Annotated in this window: 16 protein-coding genes; 8 read left to right on the top strand and 8 right to left on the bottom strand. The window is 55.7% G+C overall.

Annotated elements, in window-relative coordinates:
• Positions 1-258: 258 nt before the first annotated feature.
• On the bottom strand, positions 259-2,967 hold the full coding sequence (locus tag K239x_RS16980) for a VWA domain-containing protein (RefSeq protein ID WP_419189074.1): 2,709 nt from the start codon (positions 2,965-2,967) through the stop codon (positions 259-261).
• Positions 2,968-3,031: 64 nt separating this feature from the next.
• Positions 3,032-3,544 carry an RNA polymerase sigma factor gene (locus tag K239x_RS16975; protein ID WP_145419418.1) on the bottom strand — a complete coding sequence of 171 codons (513 nt, stop codon included), beginning with the start codon at positions 3,542-3,544 and terminating at the stop codon, positions 3,032-3,034.
• Between the two features lie 302 nt (positions 3,545-3,846).
• Here K239x_RS16975 and K239x_RS16970 point away from each other — a divergent pair, with 302 nt between their 5' ends.
• Positions 3,847-4,062 carry a hypothetical protein gene (locus tag K239x_RS16970; protein ID WP_145419417.1) on the top strand — a complete coding sequence of 72 codons (216 nt, stop codon included), beginning with the start codon at positions 3,847-3,849 and terminating at the stop codon, positions 4,060-4,062.
• Positions 4,063-4,630: 568 nt separating this feature from the next.
• Positions 4,631-5,260: a response regulator gene (locus K239x_RS16965; RefSeq protein WP_145419416.1), complete on the top strand. Its 630-nt coding sequence runs from the start codon at positions 4,631-4,633 to the stop codon at positions 5,258-5,260.
• A 126-nt stretch (positions 5,261-5,386) separates the two neighbouring features.
• On the opposite strand, the gene nagB is transcribed toward K239x_RS16965, so the two are convergent.
• From nagB to K239x_RS16945, 4 genes are all read right to left on the bottom strand, one after another.
• Complete coding sequence (gene nagB, locus K239x_RS16960) at positions 5,387-7,315, bottom strand: glucosamine-6-phosphate deaminase (protein ID WP_145419415.1); 1,929 nt, start codon at positions 7,313-7,315, stop codon at positions 5,387-5,389.
• A gap of 20 nt (positions 7,316-7,335) precedes the next feature.
• A complete protein-coding gene (locus tag K239x_RS16955) occupies positions 7,336-8,337 on the bottom strand; it encodes an ROK family protein (protein ID WP_419189073.1) in 1,002 nt (333 codons plus the stop codon).
• A gap of 130 nt (positions 8,338-8,467) precedes the next feature.
• Complete coding sequence (locus K239x_RS16950) at positions 8,468-10,315, bottom strand: tetratricopeptide repeat protein (protein WP_145419413.1); 1,848 nt, start codon at positions 10,313-10,315, stop codon at positions 8,468-8,470.
• Between the two features lie 359 nt (positions 10,316-10,674).
• Positions 10,675-11,139 (bottom strand): hypothetical protein, encoded by a 465-nt coding sequence (locus K239x_RS16945; protein WP_145419412.1) that lies wholly within the window; start codon positions 11,137-11,139, stop codon positions 10,675-10,677.
• A gap of 457 nt (positions 11,140-11,596) precedes the next feature.
• Between K239x_RS16945 and K239x_RS16940 the strand changes: the two genes are divergently transcribed.
• Positions 11,597-13,120, top strand: a complete 1,524-nt coding sequence (locus tag K239x_RS16940; protein WP_145419411.1) for a hypothetical protein — start codon at positions 11,597-11,599, stop codon at positions 13,118-13,120.
• A gap of 325 nt (positions 13,121-13,445) precedes the next feature.
• Positions 13,446-13,904 (top strand): nucleoside-diphosphate kinase, encoded by a 459-nt coding sequence (ndk, locus tag K239x_RS16935; RefSeq protein WP_145422409.1) that lies wholly within the window; start codon positions 13,446-13,448, stop codon positions 13,902-13,904.
• A 71-nt stretch (positions 13,905-13,975) separates the two neighbouring features.
• Here ndk and K239x_RS16930 read toward each other — a convergent pair whose 3' ends face one another.
• Both K239x_RS16930 and K239x_RS16925 read right to left on the bottom strand, forming a co-directional pair.
• On the bottom strand, positions 13,976-14,215 hold the full coding sequence (locus K239x_RS16930) for a hypothetical protein (protein ID WP_145419410.1): 240 nt from the start codon (positions 14,213-14,215) through the stop codon (positions 13,976-13,978).
• A 100-nt stretch (positions 14,216-14,315) separates the two neighbouring features.
• Positions 14,316-15,191 (bottom strand): hypothetical protein, encoded by an 876-nt coding sequence (locus K239x_RS16925; RefSeq protein ID WP_145419409.1) that lies wholly within the window; start codon positions 15,189-15,191, stop codon positions 14,316-14,318.
• A 108-nt stretch (positions 15,192-15,299) separates the two neighbouring features.
• Here K239x_RS16925 and K239x_RS16920 point away from each other — a divergent pair, with 108 nt between their 5' ends.
• From K239x_RS16920 to K239x_RS16905, 4 genes are all read left to right on the top strand, one after another.
• The gene (locus K239x_RS16920) at positions 15,300-16,070 is read left to right on the top strand and encodes an MBL fold metallo-hydrolase (protein ID WP_419189072.1); all 771 of its coding nucleotides are present in this window, start codon (positions 15,300-15,302) and stop codon (positions 16,068-16,070) included.
• Positions 16,071-16,091: 21 nt separating this feature from the next.
• Positions 16,092-16,652: an RNA 2'-phosphotransferase gene (locus K239x_RS16915; RefSeq protein WP_145419407.1), complete on the top strand. Its 561-nt coding sequence runs from the start codon at positions 16,092-16,094 to the stop codon at positions 16,650-16,652.
• Between the two features lie 310 nt (positions 16,653-16,962).
• On the top strand, positions 16,963-17,622 hold the full coding sequence (gene folE / locus K239x_RS16910) for a GTP cyclohydrolase I FolE (protein WP_419189071.1): 660 nt from the start codon (positions 16,963-16,965) through the stop codon (positions 17,620-17,622).
• An 82-nt stretch (positions 17,623-17,704) separates the two neighbouring features.
• Positions 17,705-20,677 (top strand): anaerobic glycerol-3-phosphate dehydrogenase subunit C, encoded by a 2,973-nt coding sequence (locus K239x_RS16905; protein WP_145419405.1) that lies wholly within the window; start codon positions 17,705-17,707, stop codon positions 20,675-20,677.
• The last annotated feature ends 22 nt before the right edge of the window (positions 20,678-20,699 follow it).

Genomic DNA, 20,699 nt, shown 5'->3' with positions numbered 1-20,699 from the left:
AAGCCGAGAATCTGCAATATCGTCAAAGATTACCAGTGTTTGCTGGCAAAAGATCACGTCGTTGCGGACTCAGAAAGCAAGCGTTTCGCGGCTGTCAGCAGGTCACCGTGAATCGTTGTTTATTCAGTGATCCACCCGACAAAACACGCGTCGCAGCGTGCAGCTGCGTTTTATGGCGTGCGATGGACGTCGTAGTCTGGCTCTATTGCCGGACGTGGGTGTCAAACGTGGTTGTCTGGCTCGGGCCGCAGTCAACGGTTACTTCGCCAGGCGTTTTGCTTGCCGGACCAGTTCGACAAACTCGGTTCGGTAACCGGTCTGATCATTCTTGGCTCCCGCGGTTGCCAGCTCTTCGACCGAATCAAAATTGGCGTCGCCGCTGTGCGGCGAGTTTCGCAACAACATTCCGAACGCGGCGACCGACGATGCAAACTGAAAATCTTGGTCCGCTTCGTCAAATCCTTTGCCGCTGTCTTTGACAGGAAACTCCAACAACGTGCTCTTGGTGCCGGTGGGCTGTTTGTAGCGAAGTTTCAAAATCAAGAGCTCACCACTGTGGGCCTGTTCGGTCGGGGCAAGCTTCTTTTGATAACGAAGACCCTTGGGGTGGGTGGCTTGATCGCCATTGGAATCCGTTTTGTCGTCACCGACAGGAACCAATTCGTACAAGGCCGTTACGGTATGCCCCGCGCCGATTTCGCCCGCGTCCTTTTTGTCGTTGGCAAAATCATCGGCCGCTAAGATGCGGTTTTCGTAACCGATCAAACGGTAAGACGCGACTTGGGTGGGATTGAATTCGATTTGGACTTTCACATCCTTGGCGATCGTCACCAGCGTGCCCTGCATCTGATCCACCAAAACCTTGGCTGCTTCGGCTTGGGTATCGATAAACGCGTAGTTGCCGTTGGTTTTGTTGCTGACCTCTTCCATCATCGCGTCGTTATGGTTTCCGCTGCCAAAACCCAGCATGGTCAAAAAGATGTTTCCTTTGGCGTTCTCCGCAGCCAGTTTGACCAACGCGTCCGTGCCGGTCACGCCGACATTAAAATCGCCGTCGGTGCAAAGGATCACGCGGTTGGTCCCGCCGGGGATGAAGTGATCGCGAGCGACTTGGTAGGCAAGCTGAATGCCTTGAGCTCCGGCAGTTGAACCGCCAGCATGCAGTTGTTCGAGTGAATCGATGATTGTTTTGGTGTGATCGCCCGTGGTCGAATCCAGGACCAATCCAGCTGCTCCGGCGTACACAACGATGGCGACGGAGTCGTTTTCGCCCAGCCGGCTGACTAGCATTTTCATGCCCTGCAGCACCAATGGCAGCTTGTTGGGTTGGTTCATCGATCCGGATACATCGAGTAAGAAAACCAAGTTACTGGGCGGGCGTTTGTCGTCAATCGATTTGCCCTTGATGCCAACGCGAGCCAGGCGATGATTCGCGTTCCAAGGGCAACTGGCGATTTCCATGGCGGCGGCAAACGGATGCGCGCCGGTGGGTTCGGCGTAGTTGTACTTGAAGTAGTTGACTAGCTCTTCAATCCGCACAGCATCGGGCGAAGGCAGTTGTTGATGCTGCATCAAATACATGCGGACTTTGGAATAAGCAGCCGTGTCGACATCGATCGAGAACGTCGAAAGCGGAGCGCTGGCGACAGACCGAAAAGGGGTGTCGTTGATCGCTGCGAATCGATCTTGGACCAAAGATTCTTCGGTAAAGCCCGGGAGATTGAGTTTGGCTTTGGCGTCCAAATTAGAACGCCTTCGCAACAAATGTTCTCGGTTAGCAACAGTGGCGTTAGCGGGAGCCATTGGGGCATCTGCTGCAATGCTGAAGTCGTCGCTCATCAGCATATCCATTCCCATATCCATTCCCATCTCCATCTCCATCCCAAAATCTTTGCTCTCCGACGCCCTGCCGCTAATGCGCTGGCTGTTTAGGCGACGAATTTTTCCGGGCGATGCGTTTAATTCGAAACGGGGCGCTGCGGTGCCACCTGAGGCAGGGCCTGCTACGCCGCGTCGTTCGCTAGAACCGCCTCCTCCCATTCCGCCGCTGCCACTGTTCGCCAGGATTGTTCCGCGTGCGATTTGCTGTGGCTTTGAGCGTTGGGTACTACTGGGAGCCGGGATCGTTTTTGCCGAATTGAGGTTCTTGGATAACGATTTCGATTTCTCAGCGGATGAGATTCTCGCAGCGTAGGGCGGGCCGGCGATCGACGCGTCAAGCGTGTCTGTTCCGGAGTCTTTAAAGAATGGCTTGGCCGCAGAAGAGGCTTCTCGTTTGGCACCGGCTCCGGATCGATCGTAAAATCGTGTCGTCCGTTCTTTGTCCGCGATCATCGCTTCGACACGTTCCACATCTTGTTTTTTGCCACGCAGAATGACTTGCCCTAGTTCCGGGACAAACTCGACTTGAGCTTCGGGCGATGTGCCGGCTGTAATGTCGGCAGCTGCGGCAACTGGCTGGCCGGTTTCGGCAAGCACTTGGTCGTACACTTCGAGTGAAAGCTCGTTGGGCGGTGATGAGTTAGGCGGCGTTTTGTGCTGTTCGATCGTACTGGTCATCACCTGCGTTGCTAAGTGATTTGCCTTGGGCCAGATTAGTCCGACCGCCAATAGAACGCTGGCTGCGATCACCAAAACCGTCATCCATCTGATGCGGCGAGCCGGCTGGCTGACGTCAACTTTCGTTTCATTCGCTGCCTGGATGTTCGGCGATTGGTTAGCAGCGATTGCCGTTGCGACTTGTTGGCGATTGGAGTCACTTAGCGGTATCACTTCGTTGGCAAACTCTGTTTCCAATGCGTCGACCGTCTCGCGGATCGAAGTGACCAGTGATCGGAGTGTCGCCGACTGGGACAGTTTTGCTTCAAACGCAACGTTTTCTTCTGCGGACAATTCGCCGAAAACGTAGGTGGTGGCGCGAGCGTGAAGCTGTTCGTCGTTTGTAAGATTGTCGGATGAATTATTCATCGAATCGTATCCTTCGTTGGGTGCGTGATTCACGCTTGTTTTGTTGGGGATCTCAGGCAGCGTTTCAGTTGGTTGCCGCCAGCCGCGTGCGGACGGACGCTAAAGCAGTGCTGAGCAAGTAGCCGACGTTGCTAACACTCAGTCCGGTCAGGTCGCTGATCTCGCGGTAGCTCAAACCACCTTGGATCTTCAGGCGGATGATCTCCTGCTGTCGTGCAGGTAGTTGTTCGATCAAGCCTTTTGCCTTGGCTGACGAATCACGGCTTTGAGCCGCTTGTTGCGGGTCCACTTCGCGGCTGACCTCGGTGGCCGCGGTCTGTTCATCAAGCGTTTTCATTCGCTTTTCCTTTTTCAGGACATCGAGAGCTCGATTGCGACAGACGCGGTACAGCCACGGTCGCACGCAGTGCTGGACATCGCTTCGCTCTTGCCGACACAATCGAACAAACGTGTCTTGAACCACATCACTGGCCCGATCCGGGTTGCCCAGCAACTGCGTGGCGTAGCCCATCAACGGAAGTTCAAACTCCCGAAAGACATCGCTGAGCCACGGATCGATGTGGTTTGGGTTGTCCATTCAATTCGTTTGCGAGAAGAGGTATTCGTCCCTGCGGTGTAAGAACGACTGAGCCGGACGCGCCTTAGGCCGAACGTGAAAATAAGTTTCACGGTTGAAAATCGGCGAAATGGCCGCAAACGTGATTGCTGCGCCTCCCTTCTATCCCCCCCGTTGAGGGTTGGTCCGGGTGTGGGTAGGTTTGTGGCTGACTGAAAATCAGTCGGTTTCAGAAAAAAGCACTTGGATATATGGTCGTATGTTCACTAAACTTGGCAGCTTAGCTACCAGCGATTTGTTCAGGCTGATAGGAACGATTTACGATGGATCATATCGATATGTCACAAACCGATGCTGCCGGCGGTGTTTGTCTAAGTCGCGAAGATTTGCACGATTTACGAAACGAAGTGCATGCGATTCGTCTGGGCGTCATGCTGCTCGAAAAAGAGCGATTGCCTGGACGAATCCGCAATGAGACCATTGCGGACATCAAGCAATCGATCGAGCGGCTGGTAAAATTAGCCGATAAATCATCATAGCGATGGCTTCGCGGCCGTTTGCCTCTGTTGCTCCAGGACGCCAATTTGGCCGCGTTTGCGACTCTTGCGATCGAGTCCAAGGTTTTAAGTTGGGGGTCTGTTGAGCTGGCTGGCTTACTGGGCTGGCTGCTCAGCCACTCTGACGACCTAGGCGACGTCTTCCCCTGCGAGGTTTGAGCAAGCCTTCCGTCCGCCTTCGATATTGTGTTGTCGACATCATTGCCCCGTAGACATCTGGTACAGCTGTGCTGTGTAGGGCCGTACTTGACCAAGCGGCACATCCCCTCTTTACGTTGTCGGCCGCGCCCCGTCTTGAGCGGAGGTTGAGTGAAAGCATAAAAAAACCCTCGGCAGATGGGCATATCTGTCGAGGGAAATCGTGGCTTGCTCGGTGGGGCATTACCGGGCAAGCCATACATCGATGTGGGAAAGATCGTCAATTTTGCCTATGAGTCGATGTGGGAGTCCAACTGTTTTTTGTGCGGGAAAATCCCCTACAATCAATGTTGCTATTCAGTACGGAAAATCGCTGTCGATCAGTGGTACAAGGCTTATCTAGGAGAGGTTGATGGGTGTTAGTGTGGCTGTGGTGGACGACCACCCGCTTATTCGGCGTGGTTTGGCGGAAGCGATCCGGGAAGAAAGCGATTTGAATGTCGCCTGGACTGCTACCTCGGTTGCTGAAACGATGGATAAACTGCAGTTCGAGGTGCCCGATGTCGCAGTGGTTGATTTGGTGTTGACCGATGGGCAAGGGCTGGATTTGGTGCGTGACGTCAAGAAGAAGCACATCAATACCAAGATTTTGGTTTCGTCGATGCAAGACGAAACGGTCTATGCCAACCGATGTCTGAAAGCTGGCGCGCACGGATTTATCGGCAAATCCGAACCGGTAGAAACCTTGATCGATGCGGTGCGTCTGATTGTCAATGATCAGATCTATCTGAGTCCCAAGATGACATCACGGATGCTTCAAAACATTGGCAGTCCCAACGAAGCAGACGGTGTCGAACGTTTGAGCGATCGAGAGTTGCAAGTTCTAGAAATGATCGGGACGGGGAAGGACACCAAGAGCATTGCCAAAGAAATGCACGTCAGCCCCAAGACGATCGATTCGTTTCGCGAGCGAATCAAATCGAAGCTGCAGATTTCCAACGCCACCGAACTGATGCACTTCGCTGTCCGGCGGACGATGTAGACGCTGTCCGGCGGACGATGTAGACGCTGTCCGGCGGACGATGTAGACGCTGTCCGGCGGACGATGTAGACGCTGTCCGGCGGCGGACGATGTAGGACAGTCAGCGGCGGGCTTGTTCGGTGGAGGCTAAAGTTCTAAGCCTGACTTGCCATCCCAGCTGACAAACCCTTCAATCGCTTCGTATTCAGCTAACCCCAACGCGTCGTAGCGTCGTGCCGTGTCGGCGTTGCGAGCTTCGGCGCGTTGCCAGAATTCGCGTATGTCGGTGCCCGGAAACAACGCACGGTCTTTTTGCGATTCGTGTTTGAAAATCGCCGTCCGTTTCCGTTCGACTTCTTTGGGGCTAAGCGGGACTGCCATTTCGATCTGTTCGGGCGCCCATTCTTGCCAGGCTCCGCGGTACAACCAAACCAACGAATCTTTGTACCAGTCGTCGTCTTGGCAGCGGACGCAGGCCTGCAGGATCGCGCTCAAGCAGGTTCGATGCGTGCCGTGCGGATCGGAAAGATCGCCGGCGGCATAAATCTGATGAGGGCGAATTTCGCGAAGAAGATCGATCGTGATTTGAATGTCGTCTTCACCCAACGGCGATTTGGTAACGCGGCCGGTTTGGTAGAAAGGCAGATTCAAGAAATGCAGATTGTCGTCGGGCACTCCGCAGCACCGTGCTCCTTCGCGTGCTTCACCGCGGCGGATCAGGCCTTTGATTCGCTGAATTTCTTCGCTATCGATTTGGCCGCTGCGTTTGTTTCGGAGGAACTCGTCGACGTGCTCTTCGATTCGATCGAGACCGTCGGCGTGAAGGTCAAATTCGCGGCAGAAATCGGCAGCGAATTCGGCAAATCGCAATGCATCATCATCAAAGACGGCGATGTTGCCGGACGTTTGATAGGCGATGTGAACGTCGTGCCCCTGGTCGACCAAGCGGATCAGTGTGCCGCCCATCGAAATGACGTCGTCGTCAGGATGCGGGGAAAAACACAGAATGCGTTTGGGGAAAATGTCATCGCGGTGTCCCGGGCGATCACCTACCTTTTTCTTGTGCTCGGGCTTTCCGCCCGGCCAACCGATAATCGTTGACTGCAAGTGCCGGAACACTTGCAGGTTGATGTCGTACGCGCTGCCGTGACTAGCCAGCAGATCTTGCAGGCCCAATTCGTTGTAGTCCGCTTCGGTCAATTTCAGCAGCGGCTTGCCGACTTCCATTGCTAAAGCGATCACGGCTCGCCGCGTGGCTTCTTCGTCCCAAGTGATTTCTCCGGAAAGCCACGGCGAATGAACTCGCGTCAGTCCCGTCGCGGCCGCTTCATCCAACAGAACTTCGACGTTGGGATGATGTTGCAAGAACGATGCAGGCACTGATGGCATTGCGGGTTTTTCGACCGTGCTGGCGATGATCGTCGCTTTGCCTTCGCCAAACGCTAGCAGCAAAATGCGTCGCGCTTCCAAGATCGTCGCGACGCCCATGGTGATGGCATGGCGCGGGACGTTTTCGGCACCGAAAAAATCGCTGGCGGCATCGATCCGTGTGACACGGTCGAGTGTGATCATCCGCGTGCGACTGGTTCGTTCGGATCCCGGTTCATTGCAACCGATGTGCCCGGTTTTGCTGATGCCAAGAATCTGGATGTCGATGCCGCCCGCGTCGATGATCTGTTGTTCGTATTGTTGGCAATAGCGTTGCACTTCGGCTTTGGGCAACGATCCATCGGGGATGTGAACGTTGGCAGGGTCGATGTCGACATGGTCGATCAAATGTTCGTGCACGAACCGCACATAGCTTTGCAGTTCGTCAGGCTGCATCGGAAAATATTCGTCTAAGGAAAACGTCACCACGTTCTGAAACGAAAGTCCCTCTTCGCGGTGCATGCGTACCAATTCGTCGTAGATGCCAACGGGGGACGAACCCGTTGCCAACCCGATCACGCATCGTTTTCCTTCGCCAGCTTTCCAGCGGATCAAATCCGCGATCTCACGAGCGGCCACAGCACTGGCCTGCGACGCGCGCGAGAAGATTCGGGTTGGAAGTCTCTCGTTAGGATGTTCGGTTTGCATTGCGGATGTGTGTTTTGACGTTAAGAGACAGTCTGCTTCGCGACCATCGCTGCACCTAGCATGCCAGCGTTGTTTCCAAGAGTTGCGAATTCGATTTTGATGTTTCCGCCAACTTGTACCAGTGTGGTGGCGGTCACGCTGTCGCGAACCGCTTGAATAAACTGGCGTCCAACTTCGGTGTCGTCGCCGCCAAACGTCATCGCACCACCGAGCAGCACGACGGCCGGATCAGCGACTTGCCCAATCATCCCGATGGCTCGGCCGACGAAACGGCCCGTGTCGATAATGACATTGCGGCTGATTGCGTGGCCGGATTCGGCAGCACTAGCGATGTCGCGTGGTGTGATGGTCTTGCCCATTAGGCTTTTCGGCAACGATTCTTGGTCGATCAATTCGATTGCTTTGCGTAGTCGTGCGACAACGCCACGTGCACCAGCGTAAGATTCTAAGTGGCCGCTGCTGCCGCACGTGCATTTGATCGCGTCAGGGCCAAAGTCGACGGCGATGTGGCCCAGTTCGCCAGCACATCCGTGGTCACCGCCGTGAGGGTTGCCGGCGATCACGACGCCCGAACCAATGCCGGTGCCCAGAGTTACCAGGGCAAGTGATTGTCGATCGAGCTTGCGCAGCGAGTGTTCGGCATAGGCTGCTGAATTGGCATCGTTGACCACGGCGGATGGTAGCTGCGATGCGGCGCAGAGTGTGTCGAGCAATTTGACGCCCAGCCAGCCGGGCAAATTCACGACTTCGCGGAGTACGTACTGCTCTGTGTCCAGAACGCCGGGGACAGCCAGACCTACGGCTTTTAGCTGTTCAGATTGTAAACCCAGCTTGCTCAGTTGTTTGTCGGCGTAGTCGATGGCAAACGCAAAGACGCGTTCGGGGGAACCCAGTTCCGGCGTCGGTGTCCGGTGCGAATCGATCAACGTTCCGCCTGCATTGACCAGGCCGATCTTTACATCCGTCCCACCGACGTCGATGCCCAAATACAAGTCGTCTGTGCTGGAGGCTGTATGGGACAAATCGAGCGTCGCGTCTGAGTTGTTGCAGGATCGTAGAAGTATAGTCGCCGCGAGAGGCAACTTCTGAATTGCGACCGGCATTCACTTACTTTTCGTCATCGTCGGACGTTTGAGTCCGATCGTGGAGGGATCAGGTGTCAATCAGATCGTCGGCCGAGATGATCGGCACGTCGTTCTCTTCGGTTTCCTGTTTTTCTCGCCACGGTTTGCCGGCTTGGTAGCTTTCAAGTTCTTTGCGGAGTTGTTCGACCTGTTCGTGGTCTTCTTCCTCGCCCATTTCGACCGACTTGGTACTCCACTCAATGGCTTTCTCCATGTCGCCGGCTTCGGCGTAAGCAGCTGCGAGAGTACTGAGCACGTGAGCGTACGAATAGATTTTGATGTCTGCATCGGGGCCGGCATCTTCTTTGGCTTGCTTGGCACGTTCGACCGCTCGTTCGGCCAATTCAACGGCACGTTTACCATTGCGGGCGTCGTCATTGGGCGAAGTCGCCAGCACCCAAGCCAGGTTGTTCAGTACACCGGACAATTCGCGGTCGGTGACGTCTCCCGATTTTTCGTTGATCTTCAAGGCACGCTCAAAATCCGCAATGGCTTCTTTGTGATCGCCGATCGCAAGCAAGGCGTCTCCCCGCAATCGCAGGGCGGCGGCGTTGTTGGGTTCGCGATCGATGACCAGCGTGAACGTTTCGATTGCTTTTCGAGTGCGTTCGTCGGCCATGTACAAGTTGGCCAACTGCATTTGACGCATCGAATTGGCTGGGTCTTTTGAAACCAGAATTTTCATGTCACGAATCGCATCGGCCATCCTGCCTTCTTCGATCGCGATCAAGCAACGCACGTAGATGGCTTGGTCGACTTGCTCCAGTCCAGGAGCCATTTTGGTTGCGGTTTTAAGATCGGCTTTGGCTGATTTGATGTCTTTGCGGGAAAGAGCAATCTCGGCTCGTTGCAGTAGCGACATTGGGTCGCGCGGCTGCATCGCAAGCGCTTTGTTAAAGTCAGCTTCGGCTTCTGCGTCCTTGCCTTTCATCCGGTAAAGGATTCCTCGCATTCGCAGCAGACCTTCGTTGGGCTTGGCCTCCAACGTTTTGGTGATCAGATCCAAAGCTTCTTCGACGCGATTTTTTTCGACCAACTGTTGCACCGCTGTCTGGGCGACTTGTTGATTCGTCGGATCTTTGGCCAGTACTTTTTCCAAATCTTCGATCGCACCATCGACGTCTTGTTCGCTGAGCCGAAGGGCGGCTCGCAGTTGCAGTGCTTCTAGGTTATCGGCATTGGTTTTGATTGCCGCATTCAAGTCTTCCATGCGCAAGTCGTTTTGATCGTCGTCATAAGTGCTGGCACGCAGCAGGTATGCCGCACTCTGTTCGGTCGGGCGATCTTCCAGCAGGCCGATGGCTTTGGTGGCGGCCTTGAGCACTTCGTCGCGATTGCCACCGGGCAACATGTTGAACCGGGCGATCAACAAATACGCTTCGATCAACGTGTCGTCGTTCTTAACGGCGTCTTCGAGCGAAATCAATGCTTCGTCGCGAAGTTTGGCGGCGGCCCGTCCGCGGGATCGCATCATTTCGCCAGCGATACTTTGGCTGCGTTGAAGTAAGACAGAGCCGAGCATCTTTTTGGCGAACGCGGTGTTTTCTTCGCTCAGGCCTTTTGCCAACGCCGACTCCAGCAGCGTCGCGACCGATTCGATCTGCTTGCGAGACTTGGCATCAATCCGTGCGATGACGGCTTCGTCCAGATCCGCTTGGCCGGGATCCATTTTGGTTTTTTCACCCGACGCGATCGGCGGCGGCGCTTTTTCGGCTGGCGCCTCAGTCGCATTGTCGGTCGCAGGTTCGTCCACGATCGTTTCTTGCGCCACGAGCGGCGATGCACCGATCGAAACACTCACTAAGCCAGCAGCGATCAGACAGGTAACGCGACCGAGCAGGGTCGATTTCAAAACAGTATCAGCGTGACGCGACATATCAGATTACTCGTCATAGTTTGTTAAGGAACGAATCGGTGTCTCACTAAGTGACACGATCCGGCCTCTATTATGACGGCTGGGCGAGCCGATGCGTAGACGAGCAAGCCGCTGAAATGGGCCGTTTTTTGGTATATCTCCCGATCGGCGACCCAGCGGGAGTCGATGCCACCGCGTAGAAGCGGTGTTGCGTCGTCGCTTTGGCGAACCAATGTGCTTTGGCGAACGAATGTCACGTTCGCTTGGAATCAGTTGCCGGAGCACTTCAGCCGGTGACGCAGACGACATTGCCGACCGGGCAAGCTGGATGGCCTGTTGGTGTCCTAGTTACGCAGCGGGCTAATCACACAGCGGGTTAATTACACACTCGCGGTCGATCTGAGTTCGGCGACTTCGGTTTCCAATTCGGCGTTGCGACTTTTGAGACGATTGACTTCGTCCAGCACCGTGTTGAAATCGCCTGCAGTGGATTGCCAGAAATCGCCTACGCGAAATTTGATCTTTGATCCTTCGCCGCCGTTGGCCATTTCTTCCAGAACGGTGCGAAGGCGATACATCGGACCTGCGAAGCGATTGCTCAGCTTCAATGTGTCACGCAAGAAAACGGGCATCAAGATGACCATTACGGCCATCAGCGGTGCTTGAGCCGAAAGGGCGTTGATAAATGCTTCGCCGAACGGCTTTTCGCCGACGCTCATCATCAATCGAACCATCATGCTGATGGACACGAGGCAAACCAGCAAGAGCGTCCAGTGCATCAAGATGCGGCGTGCGATCGACCATTGGACGGTTGGGTCGACAAGGATTCGTGTTCGTTTTGACATGTTTCACAACCGATTGATGTGGGTTTGCCGCCAAGCTGGAGGGCATTTCCGCGTGGCAGTTTCAAAGCCCGAGAAATGTTGGTTTCCAGAGAAATGATGCTAATTGAGTCAAGCTTTGCGTTTAGGCAAATCAAGTCAGGACGCGTGAAACCTAGCATGCGTTTATCGCAGGATTGCGGCGGCGGCCACGGGCAGGGCACTTTCTGGGCGTCCCGGGTTTCGCCGACCGGAATAACCGGCACAACCACCTCGACAGTTCGCACAATTCGATTGAACCGGCACTGCGGAACCGTGCGCATCGGTCAATCGTGCCGATTAATCCGCACATAGCGAAATTGCGTGCCCAAAGAAGCGTGAACCACGGCGAGTGCACATTGCCTTGAGCGTGATTGTCAGTGTTGGGCAGCAGAGCATTGGTGCATCGATTTTTTTAACTAAGTAGTCGACCGGTTTAAACATGCCCTACCAAATCCCAACGAAACGACGTCTGCTGGCCGGTTTGATCGCCACATTGACTGCGACGGCCTTTGCCGCCAACGTCCACGCAGGTGGGCTGGAACCGCTGCAACGTTTGGGGCGAACGCTTGGCTGTGGCTGGGGCGATGGATACCACGCTTGTAACGCGTCTGGTCTGCGTCCCGGAGCGGATCTGCCGCCGCGAAGTTTCCCGAAACAGTTTGACGGCGGATGTGGTCTAGCGGGCGGCTGCAGCAGCGGTGGCTACTACGACCAGTTTGATGCACAGTTTCGTGGCAATGCTGGTGGATGTGCCGGCATCGGTTGCGACGATTTTGGCAGCGCGATGGCGGACTACGAACCGTCACAGACTTATGTTTCGCGCACCGATTCGCATTCGCGATCGGCGTGCGATTCGCCTAACTGCAGCACCGCGGATTGTGATGGCGTGGGTTGCGATTCAGGGTTTGTAGGTGCTGCTAATGGCCAGCAATGGTATCCGCAGCCGGCGCCCCAAAATGAAGCTGGATCCCAGTACGGAGCCGGATCCCAGTACGGACCCGGATCCCAGTACACCGGTTCTCAATCAGAAGCCTATCGATCGGTGCCTCAGCCATCAAACTGGAATCCAAATAGTGCGATGTCGCCGGCTACTGAGCAGCAAGTGGCTCCTCAACCACCGGCTCCGCAACCGTCAGTGCCTCAGTATGCTCAGCCCAAGCGGCCAACCCAGCCGACCGAAGCCGAATCCAATGGCGACAACGTCGCATCGCCTTCGGACGCGCGTTCGGCAGTGCCTGCGGATGGACCGCTGAGGCTTCCGGAACTGGGTTCGACGGTGGACGAAGCCGATTCGCTTGGTGGTGAGGAGACATCGCCGACCGACGCATCACTCGCTTTGCCACCGTTGGGATCGACGGTCGACGAAGCTGATTCGGATGGATCGGCACTAGAATCGATGCAGGTATTGCCGCCGCCAAAATCTACTTCGCAGGAGGCCGACGAAACGGGTTCCAGTTTGTTGCCCGAAGCAATCCCATCGCCCAATCCAGATCCAAACACCGACGCGGACACGGATCTGCTTAGGATGCCGACGGAGCTTGGACCATTGGACGCTAGTCATTCGCCCGCTGATGGGCTGCCCAACGGTTGGACGGAAAAGCCGATTAGCAGCAACCCGTATGCTTCGCCCGATGGGGCATCCCCCGTTTCACTTCCGGGGGGAATTCCGGCGGCCACGCCAGGCGACGATGACGACTTGTTGCTTGACGACGATTCGTTGTTGTTTGAGAGTGCTAGTTTGCCCAACAACAGGCTGCCCAGCACCAGGCCCGCGTCTTCTGCTGCGGCTTACCGGAGCATTTCGCCGCCAAACCAGCCGGCCGCCTACGGTCAGGCCGGTCTTCCACAGCAGCAGACCGGTCTTCCTCAGCAGCAGGCCAGCCTTTCTCCGGAGCAGGCGTTCGATTTGCAGGCTCCCCGAAACACGCCGCCACGGTCGATGTTCATCACTCAGCCCGAGTAGACGACTGGGCGCGTCGCGATCAACGCGTTGTTTGTCGTCAATTGAATGTCGTCTAACAACAGTCAGCGTTTCTCGTCCCATGCAAACGCGGCGGCGCGGCAATCGCGCACGAAAGCATGGTTCCTGGCCGCCTGCGTCTTGCTAGTCGCAGTCTGCTAATTTACGATTCCGCCTCCAGACATGAACTGTCCGGGCATCTTTTCGTTTTGTGTCGGCTACCCGTATCGTCGACGAACCAATCACATTCCGCGATTCGGCTCACTCAACGCGACCGCGTTTGGAGTTAGAGCCAGGAGTTTCAGTAAAAAGCATGGCATCGGATTCAATGCAAAGAACGCTCGTTCTACTAAAGCCCGACACGATCCAGCGGCGATTGATTGGCGATGTGATTTCGCGATTCGAGTCCAAGGGCTTGAACATCGTCGCGATGAAGATGTTGCGTGTTACGCCGGAGCTTTCCAAGAAACACTATGCCGAACACGTCGAACGACCGTTCTACCCGGGCTTGGAAGAATTCATCACTTCGGCACCGATCGTGGCCATGGCGATCGATGGACTGCAAGCGATCGCAGTGGTACGCAATATGTTGGGGGCTACCAGCGGATTGAAAGCAGCGCCGGGCACGATCCGGGGCGACTACAGCGGTAGTCAGCAGATGAATTTGGTTCACGCCAGCGATGGTCCCGAAGCGGCCCAACGCGAATTAGATCTGTACTTTGATGCCGCTGAGTTCTGTGACTACGACCCAGTACTGACCGGTTCGCTGCGAGCTGGCGACGAATAGAGCGCAGCAGACGGGGTCTTTGGCTTTGCAAAGATCGCCGGCGAACCGAAGGACACAAAAGCTTGATCGGCTTAGCGGCGGTCAAGCTTTTCTTGTGCGCGAGCAGCACGCAGAGCTGCGGCTTCACGAGGCAGTTTGAATTCAGGTCCTGATGGGAAATACTGAACGTCGTCCTGCAAGTAGTACGGACTTGGTAGGGTTTGACCGTTGATTGTGCTTTGGCATCCAGTGGACATGCAAACACAGACTGCAGCCGCCAAGCAAGCAGCTGTCGTGGTCTTCAATCGTCGATTCGTCGAGTTGCGGATCATCTCGTTTTGCCTTGAAAGGGAGTTCGCTCGTTCGCCTAGTGCGTTGCTGTAGCGACCTTCACAATCCGTATCGACCGGACAACCGTTACATCTTCACTCTTCACGACCAGTTTTCAGAAGTTTGCGGCACGAATCGTCCAGCGGCAGGCGCTGAAGACGACATTTCTTTGCTTGCAATGTCGCTTCCGTCCGCGTGCCGGTACCAGCAATACACGTAAACTGCGGCGAAAGCTTGGGCGAGCAGCAAAATGCTTGCCAGCAATCCTTCGACGATCCACATCCACTGGGGATAAAAGTAGAGCTCGCCGTTGAACTCCTGCAGCTTGTCGTATTCTAAGACGAATAGCAGCGGCAACAGAATCGTTCCGAGCAAAATGCTAGCGAGCACGTAGACGCCGAGAACGATCAAGGCTCGGCCCAGTGTTTCGGAAAATCGGCCTCGCGTGATCTCAAAACTGCGATTGATCGCCGTGGGGCCGTGGACTCCTTCGGCTGCCGCGATGGTCAGGGCGTAAAAACCACGCACGGCGATGTAGATACCGGGAAAAATCAACACGACAAATCCCAAGACCACCGCCACTCCATAAACAAAGTACGTCGTCCACAGCTGGGGCCAACGCCGTAGTCCGTCCGCCATCGCACCGGCAAAACTGCGGCTTCTGCCTTCATAAGTCGCAGCGACGACGGACACGGCGGCGCCGGTGCAAATGATCCCCAACCACAGGTTGGCTTGCCGTTCGATTCGCCACGACGTTTGAAAATCATCTTCGTCGATGACGTTTTGTTCTAAGTAAGCGACCCCTAAATTGATCGGTCCCCAGATGACAAAGAACACGGCTAACAGCAAACCGAGTCTTCGCCAAAAGATCATTTTGGCCAAGGTGCCTGGCGAAGCACCCCGTTTTGCCGACGCGATCATCTCGGAGGATAAGAGTTCGTCGCGCGAGATTTCTTGCGGAGGTTGAAAGGGACCCATTGAGTTTCCGGTTCTTTCGGCCCGCGTGCGACTTGGGGGGATCCGATGAAGCTGTTTTTTCGGCGCGGTGCTGGGCAGATTTTAGCGGCGCCGATAGACTCTCGCACCATGGATGTCATCGCATTGCAATCGGGAAGCAGCGGAAACTGCGTTTACGTCGAATCCGGCGGAGTTCGTCTGTTGTTTGACGCTGGCATCAGCGGACGTCAGGCGGAACAGCGTTTGGCCGAGCACGGCAAAGACATTCGCGACGTCGACGCCCTGATTATCTCGCACGATCACCGCGACCACACAGCTTGCATGGGAGTGTTCCATCGCAAATTCGGGCTGCCGCTCTTTGTGACACGCCCCACGTTTGACTACGTTTCGACTCGGATGAAAGTCGGCAAGGTCAACGATGTGCATCACTTCAACGCGGGCGAAACGCTGTGGTTTGGCCACTTGAGCGTCGAAACTCTTTCGACGCCGCACGATGCTGCCGACGGCGTGGTGTTTGTAGTCGACGATTCCAAGCATCGCTTTGGGATCTTGACCGACCTTGGCCATGTGTTCAAAGAACTGCCTCGCACGATCGCTTCGCTTGATGCCGTGTTGATCGAAAGCAACTATGACATCGACATGCTTGAAAACGGTCCCTATCCAGCGTTTTTAAAAGAGCGTATTCGCGGACCGCACGGTCACTTGTCCAACGAAGACGCCGCGTACCTTTTGCAATCCGCGCTGCCTTCCAAATTGAAGTGGGCTTTGTTGGCTCACTTGAGTGATGAAAACAACGATCCGCGAAAAGCTCTGCGGACGCATCACGAAATTCTCGGACACAATTTTCCGCTCAAATGTGCCGATCGCCAGGCCGCCAGCGAAATGATGCGTCTGGAGTAATCACGCGGAACACCGGTTAGCATGAACAAGTCACTCACCAAGACAAGCAAGTTTCTTAGTCTCGTGTTACGGCATCGCCCCGAAGCGATTGGCTTGCAGCTCGATAGCGAAGGCTGGTTGGTGATCGAAGAACTGGTTGACAATGCTAATTCACGTGGTGAAACCCTGACGCGGCAGTTGATCGATGAAGTGGTCGCGACCAGCGACAAAAAGCGTTTCGCGATCAGCGCGGACGGACAGCGTATTCGCGCGAGCCAAGGTCATTCGGTGGCCGAAGTTGATTTGAATCTGGAGCCCGTGGAACCGCCGGCGATTCTCTTTCACGGCACGGTGGCGAAGTTTCTGGAAAGTATCCGCAGCCAGGGTTTGCGCAAGCGGACTCGCAATCACGTGCACCTTTCGCCCGATCAGCTGACCGCGGAAAAGGTCGGGTCCCGCCGCGGCAGGCCGGTTATTTTGATCATCGATGCCGAAAGCATGAATCAATCGGGAATCCAATTCTTCCGATCGGCCAACGGGGTCTGGCTGACAGATGCCGTCCCCGCGCGGTTCATTACGTTTCCCGCTGACGGCGGGGCCTGAACCAGAAATCGCGTCTGGGCCGTGCGGCTTGCCAGGTAACTAATATCTCGACGCTGCTAGTAATTTGTCCAAATGGTGGACGGGAGTTTTCACCGTCTGGGGGTTCGCTCTGGTTTTCTCGGCAAAGCATTTGTCTCGATAATGTCGTTGTGAACGCACCAACAGCGAAATCGAAATTTAGAGAGGGTCAAGCACTCGCCCGTCGTCCTGTCACCATCAGAAGCCCGGTGGGCTTGATCCCCAGCAGCGTTACAATCTCTTCGCGGCAGTGTTTTCGCCGCATCGCTTACTTTTTTGGGAATATCGGCTCGTGGGAGCAAAAGATTCAAAGAACGGTTCAGATTCAACGGAACCATCAATCCACGTTGATCGCAATGCGCCCCACAATCCGTCAGTGGATTTGGGTCGCATCGAAGCCGCCGTTCGCGAGATCCTGGATGCGGTCGGTGAAGACCCCGATAGGGAGGGTTTGCTGGAAACCCCTGCGCGCGTGGCGAGAATGTACGCGGAGATGTTTGCGGGGCTGAAAAGCGATGCGGGTCGCCACTTAAGCAAAGTGTTCACGGAAGATTACGACGAAATCGTTTTGGTACGTGACATTAGTTTTTGCAGCATGTGCGAGCACCACTTGTTGCCGTTCACCGGCAAGGCTCACATCGCGTACTTGCCCAGCGGCAAAGTCGTCGGGCTTAGCAAATTGGCTCGTGTCGTCGAAGAAGTCGCCCGCCAGCCTCAGGTTCAAGAGCGGCTGACGCAGACCGTTGCCGATTTGGTCGAAGACCGCTTGTCGGCTCGCGGCGTGGCGGTGGTTTGCGAAGCGACACACAGCTGCATGACGATGCGAGGAGTACGAAAGCCTGGCAGCCTTTGTTTGACCAGTGCGATGCGCGGTTCATTTCGCGATGATCCCAAATCGCGCGCCGAGGTCCTGGGGCTAATCAACCGCGACGCTCGCATGATGGCGTGGTAAACTCTGGTCGCAGGCTGCCTTGGCTTTTTCTTGGCTCCCAGATTCTTGACCTCTCCGATCCGCTGCGATCGAGTAAGATCGCATGGACATAGAACGGCAACGGATACAGGACGATTTGCGAGGCATCGTCGGCGGCGATGTTCTTTGCGATCGCGAATCGATTCAGCTGTTCGCATCAGACGCCAGCATCTACCAGCTTTCGCCGGTTGGCATCGTTCGACCGCGGACCGCAGCGGATGTGGTCGCGACGGTGAAGTATGCCGGCGAGCATGATTTGTCGTTGCACCCGCGCGGCAGCGGTAGCGGAATCGCAGGCGAATCGCTTGGCCGTGGCATCATTCTGGATTTTTCGCGTTACATGCGGCGGATCGAACTGAACCACGATGCCTCAGAGATCACCGTGCAAAGCGGCGCGATTTTGGCGGAAGTCAATCGAATGCTTCGCCCACGTGGTCGCTGGTATGGACCTGATCCAGTGACCCGCAGCATCACCACGATGGGCAGTGTTTTGGCGACCAACGCGTCGGGCAGCCACTACCTGCGAAGCGGTTCGGCTCGCGACACCATCGTGTCGATGCGAGTCGTCACGATCGATGGCCAGTTGCTGGAGCTATCGCGTCACCGCCCCAGTGATGACACGGCCGAGGGAAAGTTGGCACTTGGAATCGTCGAGATCAAGAAACGCTTTCAAAGTGAACTCGACAAGCAGCCCAATCTGCCCGCGTCTCGCGGCGGCATTCGGTTGGATGACGTGGTCGACGCACGCGGCCAAGTCGATTTGGCAAAGTTCATGGTGGGCACGCAAGGAACGCTGGGCATTGTTCTCAGCGCGACGCTACGTACCGAATCCATCCCGACGCATCGTGGCGTGGTCTTGGCGTTTTTCAGACGTTTGGATTCGGCCGCTCGAACCTCCGTCGAACTCAATCGCCATGGGCTAGTCGCTTGCGATCTGATGGACCGCCGGTTGCTTCAGATTGCTCGAGAAACTGAAAGCGAACTCGCCGACGTGCTTCCGCGTGAAGCCGAAGCGATGCTGTTGTTGGAACTGCAGGGAGAATCGGTTGACGAATTAAATGACCGATTGAAGGTCGTCAAGGATCACGTCACCGATGGACCGATGGGAGCGTTTGCATCGGTCACTACCGTCGACCAAAACCAGCGAGACCTGTACTGGTCGATTAGCCGCCGAGTGATGCTGCGGTTGGCTCGCATTCCCGGTACCGATTCGCCGTTGCCATTTACAGAAGACTTGTGGCTGCCACCTGAGCAATTGCCGACCGCGTTGGTGGCGATCCAGGAAACGTTGCAGAAAAACCAATCGACAGCGACGTTTTTCGCTCACGCCGGACACGGGCATTTGCAAGTCTTGCCGTTCTTGAATTTAGGCGACACCGCGGATCGTGGGCGTTTGTTGGACTTGTCGCAGCAGATTGCCGAAGTCGTCATGCAGCACGGTGGCCAGATTGGTGCGTTACGCGCGGCGGGACTCAGTCGCAGTTATTTGCTGCGAGAACAGTTTGGCGAAATCTGGCAAGCGATGGGCCAAGCAAAACGATTGTTTGACCCGCATCATCGCATGAATCCCGGGAAATTGTTCGGCGCGGTTTTGCAAAAGCCCAACGAAAATCTGCGACCTGCAAACCAGACGATCGAGATTGTTTCGGACAACCGCGTTTTATTGGCGGCTGACAAACAGATTGTTCAACGAGCGCACGATGCCGGGCAGTCTGTTCCCCAGTTGCAAGTTTTGCAGCACTGGCCGCCCAACGCAACGGTCAGCGAAGTCACGCGTGCGTGCAACGGTTGCGGACGTTGCCGTGCGTCGGATCCGCGAGAACGTCAGTGTCCTGTTTTTCGGGCTCATCCGGCAGAAGAAGCTTCTCCGCGCGCGAAAGCCAATCTCCTGCGCGGCGTACTTAGCGGTGCGTTGACCGTGGACGACTTGGCCGGCGATCGTGCCAAAGCCATCGCGGACTTGTGTTTTAACTGTCACCAATGCCGCGTCGAGTGTCCTGCGTCGGTGGACATCCCAAAAATCGCAGGCGAGCTGAAAGCCCAGTACGTCGCGACCAACGGCTTGCCGCTTTCGGACATCTTGCTTTGCCGGATCGATACGCTTGCGGCGATCGCGTCGCGAGTTCCTTGGTTCGCAAACGTGCTGATGCGGAGTCCGGTCGCCCGCTGGTTTGGCGAACGACTTTTTGGCCTGTCTCAGGCTCGTGAATTGCCTCCGATCGCGGGGACGTCGTTCATGCGTTACGCCGCGCGGCGACGATGGACCAAACTGAATCCGCAGGGAGGATTAAAAGTCGTTTACTTTGTGGACCACTACGCCAATTATCACGCCCCGGATATCGGCCGAGCGTTGGCGGAAATTTTGCAGCAAAACAGTATCGGACTTTATGTGCCAACGGCGCAGTATTCCAGCGGCATGCCACGCATCGCGTCGGGCGACTTGAAGGGGGCACGCCGTATCGCCAGAAAGAATGTGCGTCTATTGGCTGATGCGGTTCGTCAGGGCTACACCGTGGTTGCCACCGAACCGGCGGCAGCCCTTTGTTTGCGCCACGAGTACCCGAATTTGTTGGACGACGAAGACGCGCACTTGGTGGCTCGGAATTCGATGGAGGCGTGCGAGTATCTGCTGTCGCTTCACGAAGGCGAACGGCTCAATACCGAATTCAATCCGGTGCCGTTGCAATTGGCGTATCACCAACCGTGTCATTTGCGAGTTTTGGATCCCAAACAGGCTGGACCACGGCTGATGGATTTGGTTCCCGAATTGCAGATCGAGCGTGTCGAAGGTGGTTGCACCGGCATGGCGGGGACGTGGGGATTGCAGCAAAAGAACTATCGCAACAGTCTGCGAATCGGTTGGCCGATGATTTCGGCCATGCGGTCGGCCCGCGTTTCGATGGCGACAACCGAGTGCAGTGCATGCAAGATGCAGATCGAACACGGCACTGGATTCAAGACCCTGCACCCACTGAAAGTGTTAGCGTATGCTTATGGTCGTCTACCAAAGGTTCAGGAAGAACTAGGGATTTCCTGATTCGTTTTCGCTGCGTGTCTAT

It is taken from the genome of Stieleria marina (assembly GCA_007741555.1).
Lineage (GTDB): Bacteria > Planctomycetota > Planctomycetia > Pirellulales > Pirellulaceae > K23-9.
Note: the sequence above shows the minus strand (reverse complement) of the source record. Positions and strands in the feature narration are given on the sequence as shown.